The sequence below is a fragment of the Halomonas sp. genome (assembly GCF_034520545.1).
GTDB lineage: Bacteria > Pseudomonadota > Gammaproteobacteria > Pseudomonadales > Halomonadaceae > Halomonas.
The window spans coordinates 96303-116149 of sequence record NZ_JAXHNN010000016.1 but is presented as its reverse complement, the minus strand read 5'-3'; the positions used below and the strand labels follow the sequence as shown (position 1 = coordinate 116149).

Annotated in this window: 18 protein-coding genes; 14 read left to right on the top strand and 4 right to left on the bottom strand. The window is 66.8% G+C overall.

The window, feature by feature from the left end; all coding sequences use genetic code 11:
* Positions 1-8: 8 nt before the first annotated feature.
* Positions 9-626: an IMPACT family protein gene (locus U5L98_RS17670; protein ID WP_322559569.1), complete on the bottom strand. Its 618-nt coding sequence runs from the start codon at positions 624-626 to the stop codon at positions 9-11.
* Positions 626-1096, bottom strand: a complete 471-nt coding sequence (gene lexA, locus U5L98_RS17665; RefSeq protein ID WP_322559568.1) for a transcriptional repressor LexA — start codon at positions 1094-1096, stop codon at positions 626-628. Before lexA ends, U5L98_RS17670 begins: the two co-directional genes overlap by 1 nt.
* A 204-nt stretch (positions 1097-1300) precedes the next feature.
* On the opposite strand from lexA, the gene ccmA reads away from it, so the two are divergent.
* The 13 genes from ccmA (at position 1301) to U5L98_RS17600 (ending at position 16140) form a co-directional block, all read left to right on the top strand.
* On the top strand, positions 1301-1945 hold the full coding sequence (ccmA, locus tag U5L98_RS17660; RefSeq protein ID WP_322559567.1) for a cytochrome c biogenesis heme-transporting ATPase CcmA: 645 nt from the start codon (positions 1301-1303) through the stop codon (positions 1943-1945).
* Positions 1932-2675, top strand: coding sequence for a heme exporter protein CcmB (gene ccmB / locus U5L98_RS17655; protein ID WP_416208276.1), 744 nt, complete (start codon positions 1932-1934; stop codon positions 2673-2675). Before ccmA ends, ccmB begins: the two co-directional genes overlap by 14 nt.
* 14 nt (positions 2676-2689) lie before the next feature.
* Complete coding sequence (locus U5L98_RS17650; protein WP_322559566.1) at positions 2690-3430, top strand: heme ABC transporter permease; 741 nt, start codon at positions 2690-2692, stop codon at positions 3428-3430.
* A complete protein-coding gene (ccmD, locus tag U5L98_RS17645) occupies positions 3430-3666 on the top strand; it encodes a heme exporter protein CcmD (RefSeq protein ID WP_322559565.1) in 237 nt (78 codons plus the stop codon). The genes U5L98_RS17650 and ccmD overlap by 1 nt, the downstream gene beginning before the upstream one ends.
* Positions 3656-4171: a cytochrome c maturation protein CcmE gene (ccmE, locus tag U5L98_RS17640; RefSeq protein ID WP_322559564.1), complete on the top strand. Its 516-nt coding sequence runs from the start codon at positions 3656-3658 to the stop codon at positions 4169-4171. The genes ccmD and ccmE overlap by 11 nt, the downstream gene beginning before the upstream one ends.
* A gap of 23 nt (positions 4172-4194) precedes the next feature.
* Positions 4195-6186: a heme lyase CcmF/NrfE family subunit gene (locus U5L98_RS17635; RefSeq protein WP_416208279.1), complete on the top strand. Its 1992-nt coding sequence runs from the start codon at positions 4195-4197 to the stop codon at positions 6184-6186.
* Positions 6183-6710 carry a DsbE family thiol:disulfide interchange protein gene (locus U5L98_RS17630; RefSeq protein ID WP_322559562.1) on the top strand — a complete coding sequence of 176 codons (528 nt, stop codon included), beginning with the start codon at positions 6183-6185 and terminating at the stop codon, positions 6708-6710. The genes U5L98_RS17635 and U5L98_RS17630 overlap by 4 nt, the downstream gene beginning before the upstream one ends.
* The gene (locus U5L98_RS17625; protein ID WP_322559561.1) at positions 6701-7168 is read left to right on the top strand and encodes a cytochrome c-type biogenesis protein; all 468 of its coding nucleotides are present in this window, start codon (positions 6701-6703) and stop codon (positions 7166-7168) included. Before U5L98_RS17630 ends, U5L98_RS17625 begins: the two co-directional genes overlap by 10 nt.
* On the top strand, positions 7165-8409 hold the full coding sequence (gene ccmI, locus U5L98_RS17620) for a c-type cytochrome biogenesis protein CcmI (RefSeq protein ID WP_322559560.1): 1245 nt from the start codon (positions 7165-7167) through the stop codon (positions 8407-8409). The genes U5L98_RS17625 and ccmI overlap by 4 nt, the downstream gene beginning before the upstream one ends.
* Before the next feature lie 4 nt (positions 8410-8413).
* A complete protein-coding gene (gene smc / locus U5L98_RS17615) occupies positions 8414-11908 on the top strand; it encodes a chromosome segregation protein SMC (protein ID WP_322559559.1) in 3495 nt (1164 codons plus the stop codon).
* Between the two features lie 225 nt (positions 11909-12133).
* A complete protein-coding gene (gene zipA / locus U5L98_RS17610; RefSeq protein ID WP_322559558.1) occupies positions 12134-13684 on the top strand; it encodes a cell division protein ZipA in 1551 nt (516 codons plus the stop codon).
* Between the two features lie 141 nt (positions 13685-13825).
* The gene (gene ligA / locus U5L98_RS17605) at positions 13826-15871 is read left to right on the top strand and encodes an NAD-dependent DNA ligase LigA (protein ID WP_322559557.1); all 2046 of its coding nucleotides are present in this window, start codon (positions 13826-13828) and stop codon (positions 15869-15871) included.
* Positions 15868-16140: a YheU family protein gene (locus U5L98_RS17600; protein WP_322559556.1), complete on the top strand. Its 273-nt coding sequence runs from the start codon at positions 15868-15870 to the stop codon at positions 16138-16140. Before ligA ends, U5L98_RS17600 begins: the two co-directional genes overlap by 4 nt.
* Before the next feature lie 184 nt (positions 16141-16324).
* On the opposite strand, the gene mnmC is transcribed toward U5L98_RS17600, so the two are convergent.
* Together mnmC and U5L98_RS17590 are read right to left on the bottom strand one after the other, a co-directional pair.
* On the bottom strand, positions 16325-18379 hold the full coding sequence (gene mnmC, locus U5L98_RS17595) for a bifunctional tRNA (5-methylaminomethyl-2-thiouridine)(34)-methyltransferase MnmD/FAD-dependent 5-carboxymethylaminomethyl-2-thiouridine(34) oxidoreductase MnmC (RefSeq protein WP_322559555.1): 2055 nt from the start codon (positions 18377-18379) through the stop codon (positions 16325-16327).
* A 139-nt stretch (positions 18380-18518) separates the two neighbouring features.
* A complete protein-coding gene (locus tag U5L98_RS17590) occupies positions 18519-18818 on the bottom strand; it encodes a YciI family protein (protein ID WP_322559554.1) in 300 nt (99 codons plus the stop codon).
* 121 nt (positions 18819-18939) lie between these two features.
* On the opposite strand from U5L98_RS17590, the gene U5L98_RS17585 reads away from it, so the two are divergent.
* Entirely contained in the window at positions 18940-19842 is a 903-nt protein-coding gene (locus U5L98_RS17585; RefSeq protein ID WP_322559553.1) for a PHP domain-containing protein, read from the top strand.
* Positions 19843-19847: the final 5 nt, after the last annotated feature.

The following is a 19847-nucleotide window of genomic DNA, read 5'->3' as shown; positions in this document are numbered from 1 at the left end:
GGTGGGCGTCAATCGTCCAGCCTTGACATCCGCCCTCGCAGGCGCGTCTCGAGGACGGTCAGATCGGTGGGGACATCGCGGGGCCAACCCGCCGTGATCAGCACGCCATCGGCGCCGTAGTCTGCCTGCTCGACCGGCACATTCTGCTCGGCCAGCCAGGCGCGGGCCTCGGCTTCGCCGGCGAAATCGACCCGCACGCGCAGCGGGATGCGTTCCACCACGGTGCGTCGCGGCAGGGTCTCCAGGGCCAGGATAACGGCCCTCGAGTAGGCGCGAGCCAGGCCACCGGTGCCTAGCTTGGTACCGCCGAAATAGCGCGTGACCACACAGCCGACCTGGCCGAGGTCGGCACCCTCCAGCACCTGAAACATGGGACGCCCGGCGGTGCCACCGGGCTCGCCGTCGTCGGAGAAGCCGATGGCGCTCTGCTCGTTGGGCGGGCCGGCGATGAAGGCGCTGCAGTGGTGGCTGGCGTTGGGGTGGGTGCGGCGCGCCTTGGCCAGCATGGCCTCAAAGGCGGCCGTGTCCGGCGCATGGAAGAGCCAGGTGATGAAGCGGCTCTTTTCTACTACCAGTTCGCTCTCCTGCCAGCACCCCGGTGAAACATCGGGAACGGCATAACGCATCAGGCGGCCAGCTCCGTCTGGCGCACCACGCCCATTACCAGGCCGATCACCTGGATGTCGTCGTTGCGCAGATAGATGGGCGCCATGCGCTCGTTGGCCGGCTGCAGGCGTACGCCCGATTTTTCGATGTAGAGCTTCTTCAGGGTGACCTCCTGGTCGTTGATCATCACCACGGCGGTCTCGCCATTCTCGGCGCTCTCGCGGCGTTCGATGATAATCACATCCCCGTCGAAGATGTTGCAATCGATCATCGAGTCGCCGCGTACTCGCAGGGCATAGGTATTGCGTCTCACCATGCACGTGGGTACCTGGACGCTGCCGGCCTCGGGGCAGGCTTCGATGGGCATCCCCGCCGAGACACGGCCGAGCAGCGGGATCTCGGTCAGGTCGTCGGTGTCGATGGCCTCCCAGGCCCGGGCCAGCGGAAGGTTGGGACGGCGCTCCAGGTACTGCGGTGTGACGTTGGGCATGCGATGTCTCCCCTGTCATCGGAAGCTGTTGATACATACAGTATTTCACGAGCATAGCAGCGGCCCGGAATCTGGCAAGGGAGCGTTGTCCACGCAAGGCTTGATCCAGGGCAAGTGTGACCGGCTGACGCAGCCTCCGCGGCTGGTAGCCAGAGCCCTTTCCGTGTAGAGTTTCCGGCGAAATATCCCATCCCGGAGAGTGCCTTGAGCCTGCGTCTACAAGCCCGAAAGCTGGCCTGTGAGCGGGACGATCGTTGGCTGTTTCGAGATCTGGATCTGGATATCCACGCCGGTGAGATCGTGCGCGTGGAAGGTCCCAACGGCAGCGGCAAGACCACCCTGCTGAAGATCCTTTCCGGGCAGTTGGCCGACTTCCAGGGAGAGCTCTACTGGAACGATCATCCCATGCGGCGTTCCCGCCAGGACTTTCTGGCCAACCTGCTCTATCTGGGCCATGCGCCGGGGGTCAAGGCGGCACTGACGCCACTGGAGAATCTTGCCTGGTATCAGGCCCTTGCGGGTGAGCCTGATGACGTGGCCGCCCGGTTCTCGGCGCTTGCGGCTGTGGGACTCGTCGGTTTCGAGGATCTGCCCGCCGGCCAACTCTCCGCCGGCCAGCAGCGCCGGGTGGCCCTGGCCCGGCTGGAACTGATCCCGCGTCCGCTCTGGGTGCTCGACGAGCCCTTCACCGCCATCGACCGTGACGGCGTGGCAGATCTCGAGACGCGCCTGGCGGCCCATGCCCGACGCGGTGGCTGCGTGCTGGTCACCACCCACCACGAGTTGGCCGACTCGCCGGCGCTGCGGCGCATCCGGCTGGGTCAGGGAGGGGATGATGCCGGACTTTGAGTCGCGCCTGGCGCAAGAGCCGAATGACATGCCCTTGTTCCGGGAACCCGAGGGCGGTGCCGGGGTCGCAATCCGTGCGACGCTGAAACGTGACCTGGTGCTGCTGATGCGCCGGCGCAGCGAGGTGCTCAACCCGCTGGTGTTCTTCGCCCTGGTGATCACCCTGTTCCCGATCGGCATCTCGCCGGATCCGGAACTGCTGGCCATCATCGCGCCTGGTCTGCTGTGGGTGGCGGCCTTGCTCGCGGCGCTGCTGTCCCTGGATAGCCTGTTTCGCAGCGACTTCGACGACGGCTCCCTGGAGCAACTGCTGCTCTCGCCCCAGCCGCTGCCGGCGCTGGTGCTGGCCAAGGTGGCGGTACACTGGCTGCTCACTGGCCTGCCGCTGGCGCTGATGGCACCGCTGCTGGGTATCATGCTGTCGCTGCCGACGGGCAGCTATGCGGTGCTGGCACTGTCGCTGGCGCTGGGCAGTGCCAGCCTGAGCCTGATCGGTGCCATCGGGGCGGCATTGACCGTGGGGCTCTCGCGAGGCGGCGTGCTGCTTTCGCTGCTGGTGTTGCCGCTTTATATCCCGGTGCTGATCTTCGGTGCCGGGGCCGTACAGGCAGCCATCCACGGCGATGGCGTTTCGGCGCACCTTGCCATCCTGGGTGCGCTCCTTGCAGTGGCGCTGAGCCTCGCCCCCTGGGCGATCGCGGCGTCACTGCGCATCAGTATCAACGGTTGAGGACGACAATCGGCATGTGGGCCTTCATACACAAGCTCGGGTCACCCAAGTGGTTCTACGCCATCAGCGCGCGGCTGCAGCCCTGGTTCTGGGTGGCGGCGGCGGTGCTGATCCTGGTCGGCAGCGCCTGGGGGCTGGCCTTCGCCCCCGCGGACTACCAGCAGGGCAACAGCTTCCGCATCATCTACGTGCACGTGCCGGCGGCTTTCCTGGCCCAGTCAATCTTCGTCAGCATGGCGGTGGCCGGCTTCATCTTCATGGTCTGGAAGATCAAGGTCGCCGACATGGCCGCGGCGATGATGGCCCCGCTGGGCGCCGCCATGACCTTCGTGGCACTGTTCTCCGGCGCGGTATGGGGTGTTCCCACCTGGGGCACCTGGTGGATGTGGGATGCCCGTCTCACCTCGATGCTCATCCTGCTTTTCCTCTACTTCGGTGTCATCGCTCTGCGTGGCGCCTTCTCCAGCCGTGACAGCGCCTCTCGGGCCGCCTCGGTGCTGGCCATGGTCGGCGTGATCAACATCCCCATCATCAAGTACTCGGTGGACTGGTGGTACACCCTCCACCAGCCGGCCACCTTCAGCGTCACCTCGCGTCCGGCCATGCCCATGGAGATGTGGGCGCCACTGCTGATCATGGTGCTGGGTTTCTACTCTTTCTTCATCGCGCTGACCCTGATGCGCACCCGCAGCGAGATTCTGCGTCGTGAATCGAGCAAGCAGTGGGTGCGTAAGCTGGCCGGGGAGGTGAACTGATGGCGTTCGATTCCCTGTCGGCCTTCCTGACCATGGGCGGCCATGGTGCCTACGTCTGGGCGTCCTGGGGCGTCACTGCGCTGCTGTTGCTGGGCGTGGTGCTCCATGCCCGTTTCGAGCGCCGAGCGCTGCTGCGCGACCTTCGCCGACGCGTGCGTCGCGAGCAGCATCAGGGCGCATCGGGAGCTGCGACGACTCCGGTTTCACATCAAGAGGGCCACGCCCGTGAGAGCTAAACGCAAGCAGAAACTGTTCGTGATCCTGGGGCTGGTCTCGCTGGCGGCCATCGCCGTGGGCCTGACCCTTTACGCCCTGCGCAGCAACATCAACCTGTTCTTCAGTCCGGTGCAGATCGCCGCCGGAGATGCTCCGCTGGAGCGCCAGATCCGCGCCGGCGGCATGGTCAAGGCGGGCTCGGTGGATCGCGACAAGGAGAGCCTCGAGGTATCGTTCACCGTCACCGACTATGTCGACGAGCTCGAGGTCCGCTACAGCGGCATCCTGCCCGACCTGTTCCGCGAGGGGCAGGGCGTGGTGGTGGTCGGCGAGCTCCAGCAGGCAGGCTGGCTGCGTGCCGACCAGGTGCTGGCGCGTCATGACGAGAACTACATGCCCCCCGAGGTGGCCCAGGCCCTGGAGGAGGCAGGCTACGCACCGGAGGACTACCAGGCCAAGGCCGCCGAGGTGGGCAAGAAGATGGACGCCAAGGCGGAATACAGCGGCGACGGCCGAACCAACTGAGCGGAGTGCCCATGCAGACCCTGATGATCCCCGAGATCGGCCACTACGCCCTGATCATTGCCCTGCTGATGGCACTGGTCCAGGGGGTGATGCCACTCGCCGGGGCGGCCACACGCCGCCCGCTGTGGATGGCCTACGCGCGCCCAATGGCCACCGGCCAGTTCCTCTTCCTGGCCATCGCCTACGCCTGCCTGACCGCCAGCTACCTGCTCGATGACTTCAGCGTGGCCAACGTGGCCAACAACTCCAACTCGATGCTGCCCTGGTACTACAAGGCCAGCGCCGTGTGGGGCAACCATGAGGGTTCGGTGCTGTTGTGGAGCCTGATCCTGGCCGCCTGGAGCTTTGCGGTGAGCCGCTTCTCGCGGGAGTTGCCGCGTGACATGCTGGCCCGAGTGATGGGCGTGATGGGGCTGGTCAGCGTCGGCTTCCTGGCCTTCGTGCTGGTTACCTCCAATCCCTTCGAACGCTTGCTGCCTAATGTTCCCCAGGACGGTGCCGACCTCAATCCGCTGCTGCAGGACTTCGGCCTGATCGTCCACCCGCCGATGCTCTACATGGGCTATGTGGGCTTCTCGGTGGTCTTCGCCTTCGCCATCGCCGCGCTGCTGGGCGGGCGCCTGGATGCGGCCTGGACCCGCTGGGCGCGGCCCTGGACCAACATCGCCTGGGCCTTTCTCACCGTGGGCATCGCCCTGGGCAGCTGGTGGGCCTACTACGAGCTGGGCTGGGGAGGCTGGTGGTTCTGGGACCCGGTCGAGAACGCCTCGCTGCTGCCCTGGCTAGCTGGCACGGCGTTGATCCACTCCCTGGCGGTGACCGAGAAACGTGGCGCCTTCAAGAGCTGGACAGTGCTGCTGGCGATCTCCACCTTCTCGCTGTCGCTGATGGGCACCTTCCTGGTGCGCTCGGGCGTGCTCACCTCGGTGCATGCCTTCGCCAATGATCCCTCCCGCGGGCTCTTCATCCTGGTGCTGTTGGGCATCACCGTGGGGCTTTCGCTGCTGCTGTTCGCGCTGCGCGCGCCGCGGGTCAGACACCAGGTGAGCTTCAGCTGGCTGTCGCGTGACGCCCTGCTGTTGATCAACAACATCTTGTTGATAATCATCACGGTCACGGTGCTGCTGGGCACGGTCTATCCATTGCTGCTCGATGCCCTGAACCTGGGCAAGATCAGCGTGGGCCCGCCCTATTTCAATGCACTCTTCGTGCCGCTGACCGTGGTGCTGTGCCTGTTCATGGGGCTGGGTCCGCTGTCGCGCTGGAAGCATACTTCGGCCCGCGACCTCTTCCAGCGCAGCTGGCTCGCCGGCCTGCTGGCCCTGGTGATCGGTGTCATTGCACCGCTACTCTATCGCGGGGAGTGGAACCTCAAGGTGAGCCTGGGGGTGCTGGTGGCGCTGTGGATCGTGCTGCCCATGGCGCGTGACCTCTGGGCCAAGTCCCGTCACTCCGCCGGTCGCCTGGCCGGCATCAAACGCCTCTCGCTGGCGTACTGGGGCATGATCCTCGGCCACCTGGGTATCGCGGTGACCATCATCGGTGTCACCGTCGTCTCCAACTACGCCATCGAGCGCAACGTGCGCATGGGCGTGGGCGACAGCGCCGAGGTGGCCGGCTACACCTTCACCATGACCGAACTCGCCAGCCGTCGCGGGCCGAACTACCTGGCGGATACGGCCGAGATCGAGGTGCGCCGCGGCGACAGCCAGCGCACTTTCACCATGACTCCCGAGAAGCGCCTTTACCTCGCCCGCGGCATGCCGATGACCCAGGTCGCGCTGCACCCCGGCCTGTTCCGTGATCTCTACGTGGCCATGGGCGAGGACCTGGAGGACGGCAGCTGGGCCATGCGCTTCCAGCACAAGCCCTTCGTACGCTGGCTGTGGCTGGGTGCTCTGCTGATGGCCGCCGGTGGCGTGCTGGCCGTGGCCGATCGGCGCTACCGTCGCGTGGTGACGGCCCGTGACCCCGAGCGTGCCCTGGTCGCCAGGCCTCGGGAGGCCACCATATGAAGCGTCGCCTGCTGCTGCTGCTGCCGCTGGTCGGTTTCCTGGTGCTCGGTGCCTTCCTCTACATGGGATTGTCGATCAACCCCTTCGACCGCGACTCGGCGCTGATGGCTCGTGAGTTCCCAGCCTTCGAGCTGACCACCCTCGAGGACCCCGAAAGGACGGTGGATGCCTCGCTGTTCGAGGGAGAAGTCACCCTGGTTAACGTCTGGGGCGAATGGTGCCCGACCTGTAAGCAGGAGATGCCCCAATTACTCGACCTTGCCGACGGCGGTGTGCGTCTGGTGGGGGTCGACTACAAGGACACCCGCGAGAAGGGGCGCGAGTTTCTCGCCGAATTCGGAGACCCCTTCGAGGTCAACATCTTCGACCCCGAGGGCAGCCTGGGCTTCGATCTGGGCGTCTACGGTGCCCCGGAGACCTTTCTGGTCGATCGCGACGGCATCATTCGCTATCACCACACCGGCTATATCCGGCCGGAGGATGTACGCGAGACGATACTCCCGGAGGTGGAAAAATGGCGCTGATCACCCGACTGCTGCTATTCGTCTTCCTGCTGTGGCCCGTTCTGGGCCAGGCGGCGGTGGAGGTGCGCAAGTTCGATGACCCGGTGACCGAGCAGCGTTACCGAGATCTCACTGCGACCCTGCGCTGCCCCAAGTGCGAGAATCAGGCTATCGACGACTCCGAGTCGCCCATCGCCGGCGATATGCGCGAACGCGTCTATACCCAGTTGCAGGATGGCCGTTCCGACAAGGAGATCCTCGACTTCATGGTCAGCCGCTTCGGTGACTATGTGCTTTACAACCCGCGCCTCGAGGGACGCACCCTATTGCTGTGGGGGCTCCCTGTCGGCCTGGTGCTGCTGGGTGCCCTGGTGGTGGTCCTCATGGTGCGTGCTCGTCGGCGTACCTCGGCTCGCGACCTGAGCACCGAGGAGCGGGCGCGTCTGGATGAACTGATCAAACGCGAGAAAACAGAATGACCCTGCTCTGGATCGCTCTTGCCGTCCTGCTGCTGCCGGCCCTGTGGCTGCTGGTGGCCCCCCTGCGGCGCGCCGACTCCGTGCGTGCCGCCCAGCGCGACTTCGAGGCCAACGACCGTACGACCGAACAGAACCTCGCCATCTACCGCCGCCGGCTTGCCTCGCTGGAGGCCGCCAGGGAGCGTGGTGACATCGATTCGGCACGCTTCGAGGAGGATCGCCTCGAACTCGAACGCAGCCTGCTCGAGGATACCGAGCACCTTGAGCGTGGGCCGCTGAAGTCGGCCGCATCCGGCAAGCTGGCGGTGCCGGTGGTGATGGTGGTCGTCGTGCTGGCCAGCATTGTCTGGTATCTTCAGGAGGGGGCCGAGGGGGACCTCACCCTCTATATGGTCCAGCAGCAGGTGATGAACGATCCCGAGGCGTCGCTGCCGGTTCTGGTGGAGCGACTGGAGGATCAGGCTGACCGCCAGCCCGACAATCCCAACGTCTGGCGAGCGCTTTTCCCACTCTACCGTGACAGTGGCCGGGTCGCCGAGGCCACCAGCGCCCTGGAACGGTTGATCGAGCTCGAGGGGCGCCAGCCCTGGCTGCTGGCCGAGCTGGCCCAGATCCGCTACTTCGCCGCCGGTCGCGAGATGACCGACGAGGTCCAGTCGCTGGTCGACGAGGTGCTGGCGATGGATTCCAGCCAACCCACGGTGCTCGGCATGCTGGGTATCAATGCCTTCGATAACGGCGACTACGAGGTTGCCATCGATCGCTGGCGCCGAGCCATCGCCGGCATGGACGATCCGAACACCGCCGATGCCCTGCGCCAGGGCATCCGCGTTGCCCAGCAGCGTCTGGGGCTCGACCCGGGTGAGGCCGAGCCGGACATCGCCGAGGGGCCGGGCATCGCCGTCAGGGTTCGCCTGGATGGCGATCTCGCCGGTCGGCTCGATGCAGATGCCACCGTCTTCGTGGTGGCCCGGGACCTCGAGGGGGAGCTGCCGCCGCTGGCCGTGGCCCAGGCTCGCCTGAGCGAGCTGCCGACCACCGTGGTGCTCGACGACTCGCGTTCCATGTCCCCTCAGGCACGGATATCCCAGGTGGATCGTGCGCGGCTGATGGTGCGTGTCTCGGAGAGTGGCCAGGCTGCGCCCCAGCCCGGCGACCTGTTCGGCACCCTCGAGGGGGCGACGGTGGGCGACATCGATGGCGAGCCCGTCGAGGTGGTGATCGACCGGGTCGTCGAGTAACCCGATGCGCCTCACGTCGATCCGTCTGGTTGGGTTCAAGTCCTTCGTCGACCCTGTCAGCGTGCCTTTCGACGGCAACATGACCGCCATCGTGGGGCCCAACGGCTGCGGCAAGTCCAACATCATTGACGCGGTGCGCTGGGTCATGGGTGAGTCGTCGGCCAAGACCCTGCGCGGCGAGTCGATGACCGACGTCATCTTCAACGGCTCCACCGGTCGTAAGCCGGTGGGACTGGCCTCCATCGAGCTGCATTTCGACAATCGTGATGGCGCCATGGGCGGCGCCTACGCCCAGTATGCCGAGATTGCCGTCAAGCGACAGGTCACCCGGGACGCCCAGTCCAGCTACTTCTTCAACGGCCAGAAGTGCCGTCGCCGCGACATCGCCGACCTCTTCCTGGGTACCGGTCTGGGCCCGCGTTCCTACGCCATCATCGGTCAGGGCATGATCTCGCGGCTGATCGAGGCGCGCCCCGAGGAGCTGCGCTCGACCCTCGAGGAGGCCGCCGGTATCTCCAAGTACAAGGAACGACGCCGCGAGACCGAGAACCGCATGCGGCGCACCCAGGAGAACCTGGAGCGCCTCGAGGACATCCGCGAGGAGCTCGACAAGCAGCTCGAGCGCCTCAAGCGCCAGGCCGAAGCGGCGCGTCGCTACCAGACGCTCAAGCAGGAGGAGCATCGCCTCAAGGGCGAGCTGGCGCTGCTGCGCGGTCGTGCCCTGCGGGCGAGCCAGACCGAGGAGGAGAGTCGCGTCCGCGAGCTCGAGACCGCCGTGGAGCGCGAGGTGCTGGGCCTGCGCCAGTCAGAGAGTCGCCTGGAGGAGGCGCGTGCCGAGCATGACCGCTTGGCCTCAGAGCTCGACGGCCGTCAAGCGAGCTTCTTCGAGACCACTACCGCCATCGCTCGCCTGGAGCAGGACCTGGAACACACCCGTTCCCGGGACCAGCAACTGGCCCGCGACCTCGAGGCCGCAAAACGCGAACTCGCCGAACTCGCCCGCCGCGGCGAAGACGACGACGACCGTCTTGCCCGCCTCGATGAGCGCCTCGAGACTCTGGGGCCGGAGCAGGAGGAAGTGGCAGAACAGCTTGCCGAGTTGGAGGCCGCTCTGGAAGAGGCCGAGCCTCGTGTCGAGGAGGCCGATGCCGCCTGGGAGAGCTTCGGCGAGCGCTGGCAGGAACAGAGCCGTGAGGCAGAGCGCGCCCAGGACAGGTTGCGCGACCTGGAGACTCGACTCGAGCAATTGGCTACCGACGGGCGTCGCCGCCGCCAGCAGCACGAGGATCTGCCCGATATCGCCGGCCTGGGCGAACAGCGTCGTGAAATGGCCGAACGTCATGCCGAGCTCGAGGAACGTCTCGTCGAGATCGAAGCGCGTCGCGTCGAACATCAGGCCAGCCGCGACGGCGCCCGGGAGCAAGTGCGTGAGGCCGAGGCGGGGCGCGAGGCCGACCGCCAGCGGCGCAGCACCTTGCAGGGTGAACTTGCCTCGCTGGAAGCATTGATCGAGGCGGCCCTGGCCGATCACGACGAGGCGCTGGATGCGCACCTGGCCGAGCACGGCCTGGGTGATCATCCTCGTCTCGGCGAGGCCCTTGAGGTGGAGCCAGGCTGGGAGGAGGTGGTCTCCTGGGTGCTAGCGCCCTGGCTGCGGGCCCGACTGGCGCCACTGCCCAGCGCCCGAGAGGCCCTGGCCTCGCCACCGGCCGCCGAACTCCGCCTGCTCGTGGCCGACGAGTTGTCTGCCCCGGCCGACAGCCTGTCAGCCAAGGTCCGCGGTGCCGGGGCGGCCGGCCAGTGGCTGGCCAGTATTCGCTGCGTCGATGATCGCGAGGCGGCCTGGTCGGCCCGCGAGCATCTGGGGTCCGGCGAGAGCCTGATCACCCCCGATGGCCTCTGGTTGGGAGCCGGCTGGGTGCGCCATCGTGGTGTTGGCACCGGCCCGGATGCCCTGCTGGTCAGCCGTCGCCGCGAAGCGGAGGTGCGCGATGAACTGGCCGGCGTGGAGGCCCGTCTCGCCGACCAGGAGCATCATCTCGAGGAGGCCGCGGCGCGCGTCGAGCAGGCCGAGTCGGCCCTGGAGCAGGCGCGACTCGAGGAGCGCGAGCTCGACCAGCAGCGCCAGCAGTTGGCCGTGCAGGAGAGCGGGCTGGCCAGCCGCCTCGAACACCTGGAGGGTCGCGCAGCCGAACTCGCCGAGGAGCTCGAAGGTCTGGCCGAATCCCGCGAGGAGGCGCTGCTGGCCCTCGAGGAGTCACGCGAGCAGTGGCAGGCGGCGATGGCTCGGCTCGAGGAGGGGGCCGAGACCCGCGAGCGTCTCGAGCGGGAGCGTCGCGAGGCCCGCGAGACACTGGCTGCCCTGCGAGCGCGGCAGCGCCCCCTGGTCGAGCAGGCCCAGCGCCTGGCCCTGGAGCAGGAGCGTACCGCTACCGAACGCAGCGGTCTGGCTGAACAGTTGGGTCGTACCGGTGAGGCGCGAGAGCGCCTGGTACTGCGCTGTGCCGAACTCGAGGAGGCGCGTGAAGGGCTCCATGAACCCGACGAGGAGCGTCGTGAACAGCTCGATGAGCTGCTGGATCGGCGCGAACGCGAGGAGCGGGTACTCAACGAGACCCGCGACCGTGCCGCGGAACTGGTCGAGCGGCTGCGCGAGGACGAGCAGGCCCGCCAGGGCCACGAGCGTAGCCTGGAGGGCATTCGAGAGCGCCTCCAGGAGTCGCGCATGCAGGTCCAGGCCCTGTCCCTGAAGGCCGAGGCCCATGACGAGCAGCTCGCCGAGCTGAACCACGATGCCGCGAGCCTGGCGGATTCCCTCGATCCCAATGCCACCGAGTCCGCCTGGCAGACCCGTCTGGAGGAGGTCGGTGAGCGGATTCGCCGGCTGGGGGCCATCAATCTGGCGGCCATCGAGGAGTATGACCAGCAGGCCGAGCGGCGCGACTACCTCGAGGCCCAGCACGCCGAGCTCAGCGAGGCGCTGGAGACCCTGGACCGGGCCATCCGGCGTATCGATCAGGAAACCCGGACACGATTCCGCGACACCTTCGAACGTGTCAATGCTGGTCTGCAGGCACTTTTTCCGCGGATATTCGGCGGAGGAACCGCGTGGTTGACCCTCACCGGCGAGGATTTATTGGAAACCGGGGTGGCCATCATGGCGCGCCCTCCCGGCAAGAAGAACAGCACCATTCACCTGCTCTCCGGTGGAGAAAAGGCCCTCACCGCCTTGTCGATGGTATTTGCCATCTTCCAGCTCAATCCGGCTCCCTTCTGCATGCTCGACGAGGTCGATGCCCCGCTGGATGATGCCAATGTGGGGCGCTATGCGAAGCTTGTGAAGGAGATGTCCGAGACCGTTCAGTTCATCTATATCACCCACAACAAGATCGCCATGGAGGCGTCGGAACGTTTGATGGGTGTGACCATGCAGGAACCCGGGGTGTCTCGCCTGGTGTCGGTCGGTGTCGAGGAGGCTGCGGCCCTGGCCGAGGCTTGACGGGCTTGAACGTAAACGGAAAACGGGTTAACAAGGGTGATAATGAATACTGCATTGCACGGAAGCACGGGGAACCTGAAGGGCGATTGCGAAGGGCCCGGTCGGGTTGCGGCAGTAAAATGCCGAACTTGACAAATAAAAAAGTGGCCCTTTTTTTGGCAATCGCGCTATGCTGTTGACGGACAACCATCAGGCATGGCGCCTTAGCAAAAGGCATGACGACCCATGGAACTAAGAGAGTGGCTGATCATACTAGGGCTGGCGCTGGTGACGCTGATCGTCATCGACGGCGTGCGTCGTCTGCAGCGCCAGCGCCGTGTTCCGCGCCTCGACCAGGCCGGGTACGACACCCCGGGACCGGTCGAGGACCCCGAAGAGGCGGTTCGCGCGGCTGAAATCAACTGGGAGTTGCCCAACGGAGGGGCGCGGGTCGTCAGGCCGGCGGAAGACCGGGGGGTTCAACCCAAGCCCAAGTTGCAGCGTCAGGAACATCCTGGCCCCTCGCGGGTGCTGGCGGAGTTTCGACGTAATGCCGAAGACTCGGAGCCGGCTGTCGGCAATCGGCAGTCGGGCAGTGACGGTGAACGGCCGAGCGTCGCTCGCTCCGCCGCGGCGCGGGAGACCGTCCGGCCAGTGAATGCCGAGTCGGAGGTCAAGGCGCACCGCGAAGCTACCCCCGAGCCCCAACGCACTGGTCACGCTCCCGCCTCCCGAGATTCGGCGGCGGAGCAAGGTCCGATCGGAGCGCAGATCGATACCGACGATCGCCGCGAGCCCGGTCTCTCCAGCCTGGAAGGTCTCGACGCATCGGCTACGGATGCTGGTGCCGCGCCGCAGAATGCCCAGCCGCTGGCGGCCGATCCCGAGGATCACGATACCTACGCCGACGAGGAGCACTACCGCCTGGTAGACCTGGAAGGCATGGGTGACTCCCTGAAGAGTGGCTCGAAGCGAGTAGGCTCCTCCATGCAGCGCTTCGGGGCCTCGCTGCAGAAGTCCCTAACCGAGCGGCGTGAGCACAAGCGCAGCGAGAAGACTCGCCGCGAGCAGGAACGTGCCGAGAAGGCCGCCCGCGAGACGGCGCGTCGCCAGCAGGCCGAGGACGAGAAGGCCGTCCTCCGGGAGGCTGAAGAACGTCGCCGCGAAGCTGAGGCGGTGGCATCAAGGGAGCGGGTGTCAGAGGAGGTGGATGCGGCCGACGAGTCCGCGATGGACGATGCTTCGATGGACGTTATGCCCTCGCGTGACGATGTTGTGCGCACCCATCCTGTGCTGGAGAGGGCCCTGCGCCATGATGTCAGTGCCAAGCATGCCCGCGAGACCCTGAGCCAGGCGGACGAGATCATCGTCATCAGCGTGTTGGCTCGTGACGAGGAGGGTTTTTCCGGAACGGCACTGCTCGATCTGATGCTGGCCTGCGGCCTGCGTTACGGACGCGACATGGGCATTTTCCATCGCTTCGAGACCGAAGACCCCGAAAGCCGTCTGCAGTTTTCCATGGTTAACGTGGTCAAGCCCGGAACCTTTCCCATCGAGGCCATGGACGACTTCCAGACCGAGGGCATCACCCTGTTGATGCCGCTGCCCGGCGCCAGTGATACCTCTGCCGCCTTCGAGGCGATGGTCGAGACCGCCATGGTTATCGTTCGCCACCTCGGCGGCGAGCTGAAGGACGAGAACCAGAGCGTGATGACCGCCCAGACCGTGGAATTCGCCCGCCAGCGCGTCCAGGAGTTCGAGCGCCGCAATCGCCTCAACCGCTATCAGGTGAATTGATCATAAGCGGTAAGCTGCGAGCTTGAAGCCGTAAGCTTGACGACAACCCCCGTGAGCCAGCTCCACGGGGGTTGTTGCTTGGATAAGCTAGGCAATCAAGCAGACATCGAGCTTTCGCCATGGACCGAGTATACCGATTCGATGACCCAGCCCGATCCGAAGATCCTCGACGAGGTGACGCACCTGCGTGCCGAGCTCGACGATGCCAACTACCGTTACTATGTCCTCGATGAGCCTCGGCTCACCGACGCCGACTATGATCGCCGCCTTCGCCGCCTGCAGGAGCTCGAGGACGCCTATCCCGATCTGGTGACCCCCGACTCCCCGACTCAGCGGGTAGGGGCCGCGCCGGATGCCGGCTTTCCCGAGGTCGAGCATGCGGTACCCATGCTGTCCCTGGACAACGCCTTCAGCGAGGAGGAGATCAAGGCCTTCGTCAGGCGTGTCGCCGACCGCCTGGAGGCGCATGGTGAGCCGCTGGCTTTCTGCTGCGAGCCCAAACTCGATGGCGCCGCCGTATCGCTGGTCTTCGAGCAGGGCATGCTGGTCAGTGGCGCCACTCGCGGCGACGGCCGCACCGGCGAAGGCATCACCTCCAACCTGCGTACCCTGCGCTCCATCCCGCTGAAGCTGCGCGGCAACGACTTTCCCGATCTGCTGGAGGTGCGCGGCGAGGTGATCATGAGCCATCAGGGCTTCGAGGCCTTGAACGAGCGGGCGCGCGAGTCTGAAGGCAAGGTGTTTGCCAACCCGCGCAACGCCGCCGCCGGCAGCCTGCGTCAGCTCGATCCCCAGATCACCGCGACGCGCCCGCTGGAGTTCAGCGCCTACCAGGTGGCGCGCATCGAGCCGGAGCAGGGCGACGCCAGCCACAGCCAGCTGATGGCCCGGCTCGGGAACTACGGTTTTCGCACCAGCCGGGAGTTGGCGGTGGTCGAGGGGGCCGAGGGAGTCATCGACTACTGCCGGCGGCTCGGCGAGAAGCGCGATGCTCTGGGCTATGACATCGACGGCGTAGTGATCAAGATCGACAATCTGCGCCTGCAGCGCGAACTCGGCTTCGTGGCACGCGCTCCGCGTTGGGCCATTGCCTTCAAGTTTCCCGCCCAGGAGGAGACCACCCGGCTCAACGATGTGGAATTCCAGGTCGGCCGCACCGGGACGATCACCCCGGTGGCCCGGCTCGAGCCGGTCTCGGTGGCCGGTGTCACCGTCGCCAATGCCACCCTGCATAACGCCGACGAGATCCAACGACTCGGCGTGATGATCGGTGATACCGTGGCGATTCGTCGGGCCGGCGACGTCATTCCCCAGGTGATCAGAGTGCTGGATGAGTATCGCCCTGCCGATGCACGCGCGATCGAGTTTCCCGAGCACTGCCCAGCCTGTGGCTCGGATATCGAGCACCTGGAGGGCGAGGTGGTGGCGCGCTGCTCCGGGGGGCTCTATTGTCCCGCCCAGCGCAAGGAGGCCCTGAAGCATCTCTCTTCGCGGCGGGCGCTGGATATCGATGGCCTGGGCGAGAAGCTGATCGACCAGTTGGTCGAGCGAGACTGGGTCCGTACTCCGGCGGACCTCTTCCGCCTGGAAGTCGATCGACTCGCCGAGCTGCCGCGTATGGGCAAGAAGTCCTCCGAGAACTTGGTGGCGGCGTTGGACAAGGCCAAGCAGACCACCCTGGCACGCTTCATCTTCGCCCTGGGCATCCGTGAGGTGGGGGAGGCCACGGCCGCCAATCTGGCGCGCCATTTTGGTCGCCTGGAGGCGCTGATGGAGGCTGATATCCAGACGCTGGAGGCCGTAGAAGACGTGGGGCCCATCGTTGCCGCCCACGTGCATACCTTCTTTCGCCAGCCCCACAACCGCGAGACCATCGACGACCTGATCGCCTGCGGGCTTAGCTGGGCCGAGGAGGAGGTCAGCGAGCGCCCTCAGCCGCTGGCTGGCCAGAGCTGGGTACTCACCGGCACCCTGGAGAGCATGACCCGCGACGAGGGCAAGGCGCGACTCCAGGCCCTGGGGGCCAAGGTCGCCGGCAGCGTCTCCCGCAAGACCGCCTGCGTGGTGGCCGGCGAGGCCGCCGGCAGCAAGCTGGAGAAGGCCGAGCAGATGGGGGTCGAGGTGATCGACGAGGCGACCTTGCTCGAGCGGCTGGGCAAGTGGGAAAAGGGAGAGACGGATTCATGAATGGCGATCGCTTTATCGAGGTGCCTCACCGGATGCTGCCGGGCGAGACCCTGGATGCCCTGCTGGAGGCCTTCGTCACTCGCCAGGGCTACGACACCACCGATACCTCTGATGGCATGCGTGGCTGGGTCGCCCAGTTGAAGACCCAGCTTGAGCGCGGCGAGTTGCTGATCGCCCATGATCTGCAGACCGAGAGCACCGAGGTGATGACCCTGGCCCAGTGGCGCGCCTTCGGCCGTGACCTAGCCGATGACGAGGAAGAGGGGTAGAACCTGGCTAACGCTCGAGGCTGATTCGGCAACAGCCCTGCGAGGGGGCGCTGTGAACCCGTCCCTGGGCGCGACCGGCGCCCTGCTGCGCTCTCGCATCCCGCTCCGCTTGCAGGTCCGGTGCTGGCCATCCATGGCCAGCCCGTTCGGAGCAGTGCTCCTCACCCCTGGCGTAAGACCCCCTCTACGAGCTGTTCCCGTCGCCTCTCGCTGTTGCTGATTTATGCTTCCCTTGTATCAGGTCGCGGATAATTCTTCGGCCCGGGTGCAGGTGGTCCACCAGCGGCTCCTCCAGGGGGAGCGGTTCGTCGCAGATCATGGAGGCGATGAGCTCCGCGCAGAGCGGCGCGCTGGCCAGGCCACGCGAGCCGTGGGCGGTGCTGATCCATAGCCCCCCGTGGTGGCGGCCGGGCGTGTCGGGTATGCGGGTGGCGTCCTTGGCCAGTTCCGCATAGTCGCGCTGCCAGGCCTCGGCATCGGGTACCGGGCCGGCATAGGGCGACTTGTCGGGGCTGGCGGCGCGTAGCGCGGCTCGTCCTTCCAGGTGATCCGGCTCGAGCCGGGCTCCCGCCTTCCGCAGGGCGGCCACGAAGGCGGGCAGGGTAGCCTCGAGTTCCGCCAGGTTAGCCGCGTGGTCGGCGTCGCGAATTTCGGTGTCCGTGTCGCGAGGCACGAAGCTGGCGCCGAAGGTGAGCACGCCGTCCAGCGCCGGTGACACATAGCCGCCCGCGCAGATGACCCGCTCGAGCTCGGGCGCGCCCTGGGGCAAGGCGAGACGGCTGATCTGGCCGCGCACCGGCTGCAGGGGGAGCCGCTCCGTCTGCGCGAAGCGGTTGGCCAGCGTCGCATTGGCCACAACAACCTGATCGGCCGACAGGCGACCGCCCTCGGCCAGCGCCAGCGACCAGCCGTCCTCTTCCGGTGTCATGTTCATCACTTCCGCTTGACGAAAACTCACCCCTGACGTGTCGGCGAGCCGGGTGCAGAGGGCGGCCGGTCGCACCCAGCCCGCCTGTGGGTATTCCAGCCCGTCGTGGTCGATTGGCGTACCGGCCAGCCGGGCGGCCTCGTCCGCTGTCATGCCCCTTACCACGCTTCCCGGCAGGGGGTGATGGGCCAGGAAGCGTGCCTGGCGGGCCTGCTCCTTCTCGCTCATGGCCAACTGCAGTACACCGCAGGGTCGCCACAGTTCGTGTCGTGGATCGAGGGCCTCGAGCCAGCGTCGGCTATGCAGCAGGCCGGCGAGGTAGACCCGGCTCTGGGGGTTGGTGTCGGCGGCGAGCTTGACGTAGAGCGCGCCCTGGGTGTTGCCGGACCCGCCGCTGCCGGGCCCCTCGCGGTCGATCAGGGTGACTCTCACGCCGCGTCGTGCCAGGGCGGCGGCGGTGGTGGCACCGGCGAGACCGGCGCCGATCACCGCCACATGCCGTGCTGGCCTCGGGGTCGGGGGCGAAAACCAGGGAGTGCTCTCGCGGCGGCGATCCGTGGCTGGCTCGGGGATCTCGCCGGCCAGCATCTCGCGCTTGCGCCCGACGCCCGGCACCTTGCGCCATCGAAAGCCGGCGGCGGCGAGTCCACGCTTGACCACCCCGGCGCAGGTGAAGGTGGCCAGGGTCGCTCCGGGGCGCGAGCGAACCGCCATCGCCTCGAACAGTTCGGGCTGCCACATCTCGGGGTTCTTCGCGGGGGCGAAGCCATCGAGGAACCAGGCGTCCACACGACCGTCGAGCAGTGCCAGGCGCTCGGCGGCGTCGCCGAGATGCAGGTCCAGGGTGACGCGAGCGTCGAGCCACAATCGATGCACGCCGGTCACCGCCTCGGGCCATTGAGCGACAAGACGCGCGGCCCGGTCGGCCAGGTCCGGCCAGGCAGACAGCGCCCGGGCCAGGTCGTCGCGCTGCAGCGGGAACTTCTCGGTGGAGACCAGGTGGAGTCGGGCGGCCGGCGGGGCATGAGCCTCGAAGCAGGCCCAGGCACAGAGCATGTTGAGCCCTGTGCCGAACCCGGTTTCGCCGATCACGAAGGGGCGCGACGCCTGCCATCCGGCGAATCGCTCGGGCAGCCGGTTGGCGGCGAGGAAGACATGCTCGGACTCGGCCCTGCCGTCATGGCGCGAGAAGTAGACATCGTCGAAGGCCGTGGAGTGGGGTGCCTCCTCGCCGCCTTCCTCCCGGCGCCACTCCAGGCGGGCGCTCTCCAGGCCGGAGAGCGGAGGCAGGGCATCGGGGGCAGCGGTCAAGGCGGGGCTCCGGGCGATGGGGCGGACTGGTCAGAAATTGATCGATCTGGTTACGGCGGCCTGCTGACCGTCCTGGCGGAAGGCGTCCGCCGCGTTTCAACAGACTTGTCCACAGCAGCTGTGGGAAAACCGCTGTGGGTTAGGGGAGAACCCTCTTGAAGGGCTTCACCGTCACCTTGGCATAGACGCCGGAGATCATGAAGGGATCGGCATCGGCCCAGGCCTGGGCACTTTCCAGGTCCTCGAACTCAGCGACTACTAGGCTGCCGGAGAAACCGGCATCGCCCGGGTCATTGCTGTCGATGGCGGGATGAGGGCCGGCCAACACCAGGCGGCCCTCGTCGCGCAGTGCCTCGAGGCGGGCCAGATGGTCGGGACGAGCGACCAGTCGCCGCTCCAGGCTGTTGTCTACATCTTCACTGATGATGGCGTAGAGCATGTGGGGTCTTCCTCGGTGATGGGCGGCTCGCGCCGCGAGTGCGACTGATGCTTGTCATTGACCGTCACCGGTCGGGCAAGCACCATGGAAGGATATTCTGACAAAGTCACTTGCCTGCGTCATGCCTATGTCAGCACTCCCCGTGCGCTTCGAGGGCGACCCCCTCACCATCGACCTGCACATGCACTCCACTGCCTCCGACGGCGCCCTGCCGCCGGCCGAGGTGGTGGCGCTGTGCCGTTCTCGGGGGTTGAGCCACATGGCGCTCACCGACCACGACACCATGCACGGCATCGCCGAGGCGCAGGCAGCCGCGAGCCGTGAGGGAATCCAGCTGATCCCCGCTACCGAGCTTTCCACTCAATGGCGCGGCATCAACATCCATGTGGTGGGGTTGCTGCCCGATGGCCCTCGTGGCGCGCTGGTGCCGGGCCTGGCGGCCCAGGCCGAGGCGCGCGAGCAGCGCTCGTGGCGCATCGCCGAGCGGCTCGAGAAGGTCGGCCTCAGCGACGCCCTGGCACGGGCCCGAGAGCAGGCCGGATCAGCGCGACCGCTGGGCCGCCCGGACTTCGCACGGGCGCTGGTCGCGGCGGGGCTGGTGCCCGATATCGGCACCGCCTTCAAGAAGCACCTGGGCAACGGCAAGGTAGGTGACATCAAGGCCCACTGGCCTTTCCTTTCCGCGGTAGTGGCCTGGATCCTCGATGCCGGCGGGGTCGCGGTGCTGGCCCATCCGCTGCGCCACGGCCTGACCCGGCGCAAGCGCGGCCTGCTGCTGGACGATTTCGCCGCCGCCGGTGGCCAGGCCGCCGAGCTGGTCAGCGGCTTCCAGAATCCCGACGTGACCCGCGATCTGGCGCGCCAACTGCAGGAGCGTGACCTCTATGGCTCGGTGGGCAGCGATTTCCACTTCCCCGGCGGCCATCTGGCGCCGGGCAGCATGAGTCCGGTGCCGCGTACCGCCACGCCGCCGGTGTGGACCCACCCGCGCCTTGCCGGCATCGCTGCCGCGAACGCCGCTTGAGGTCG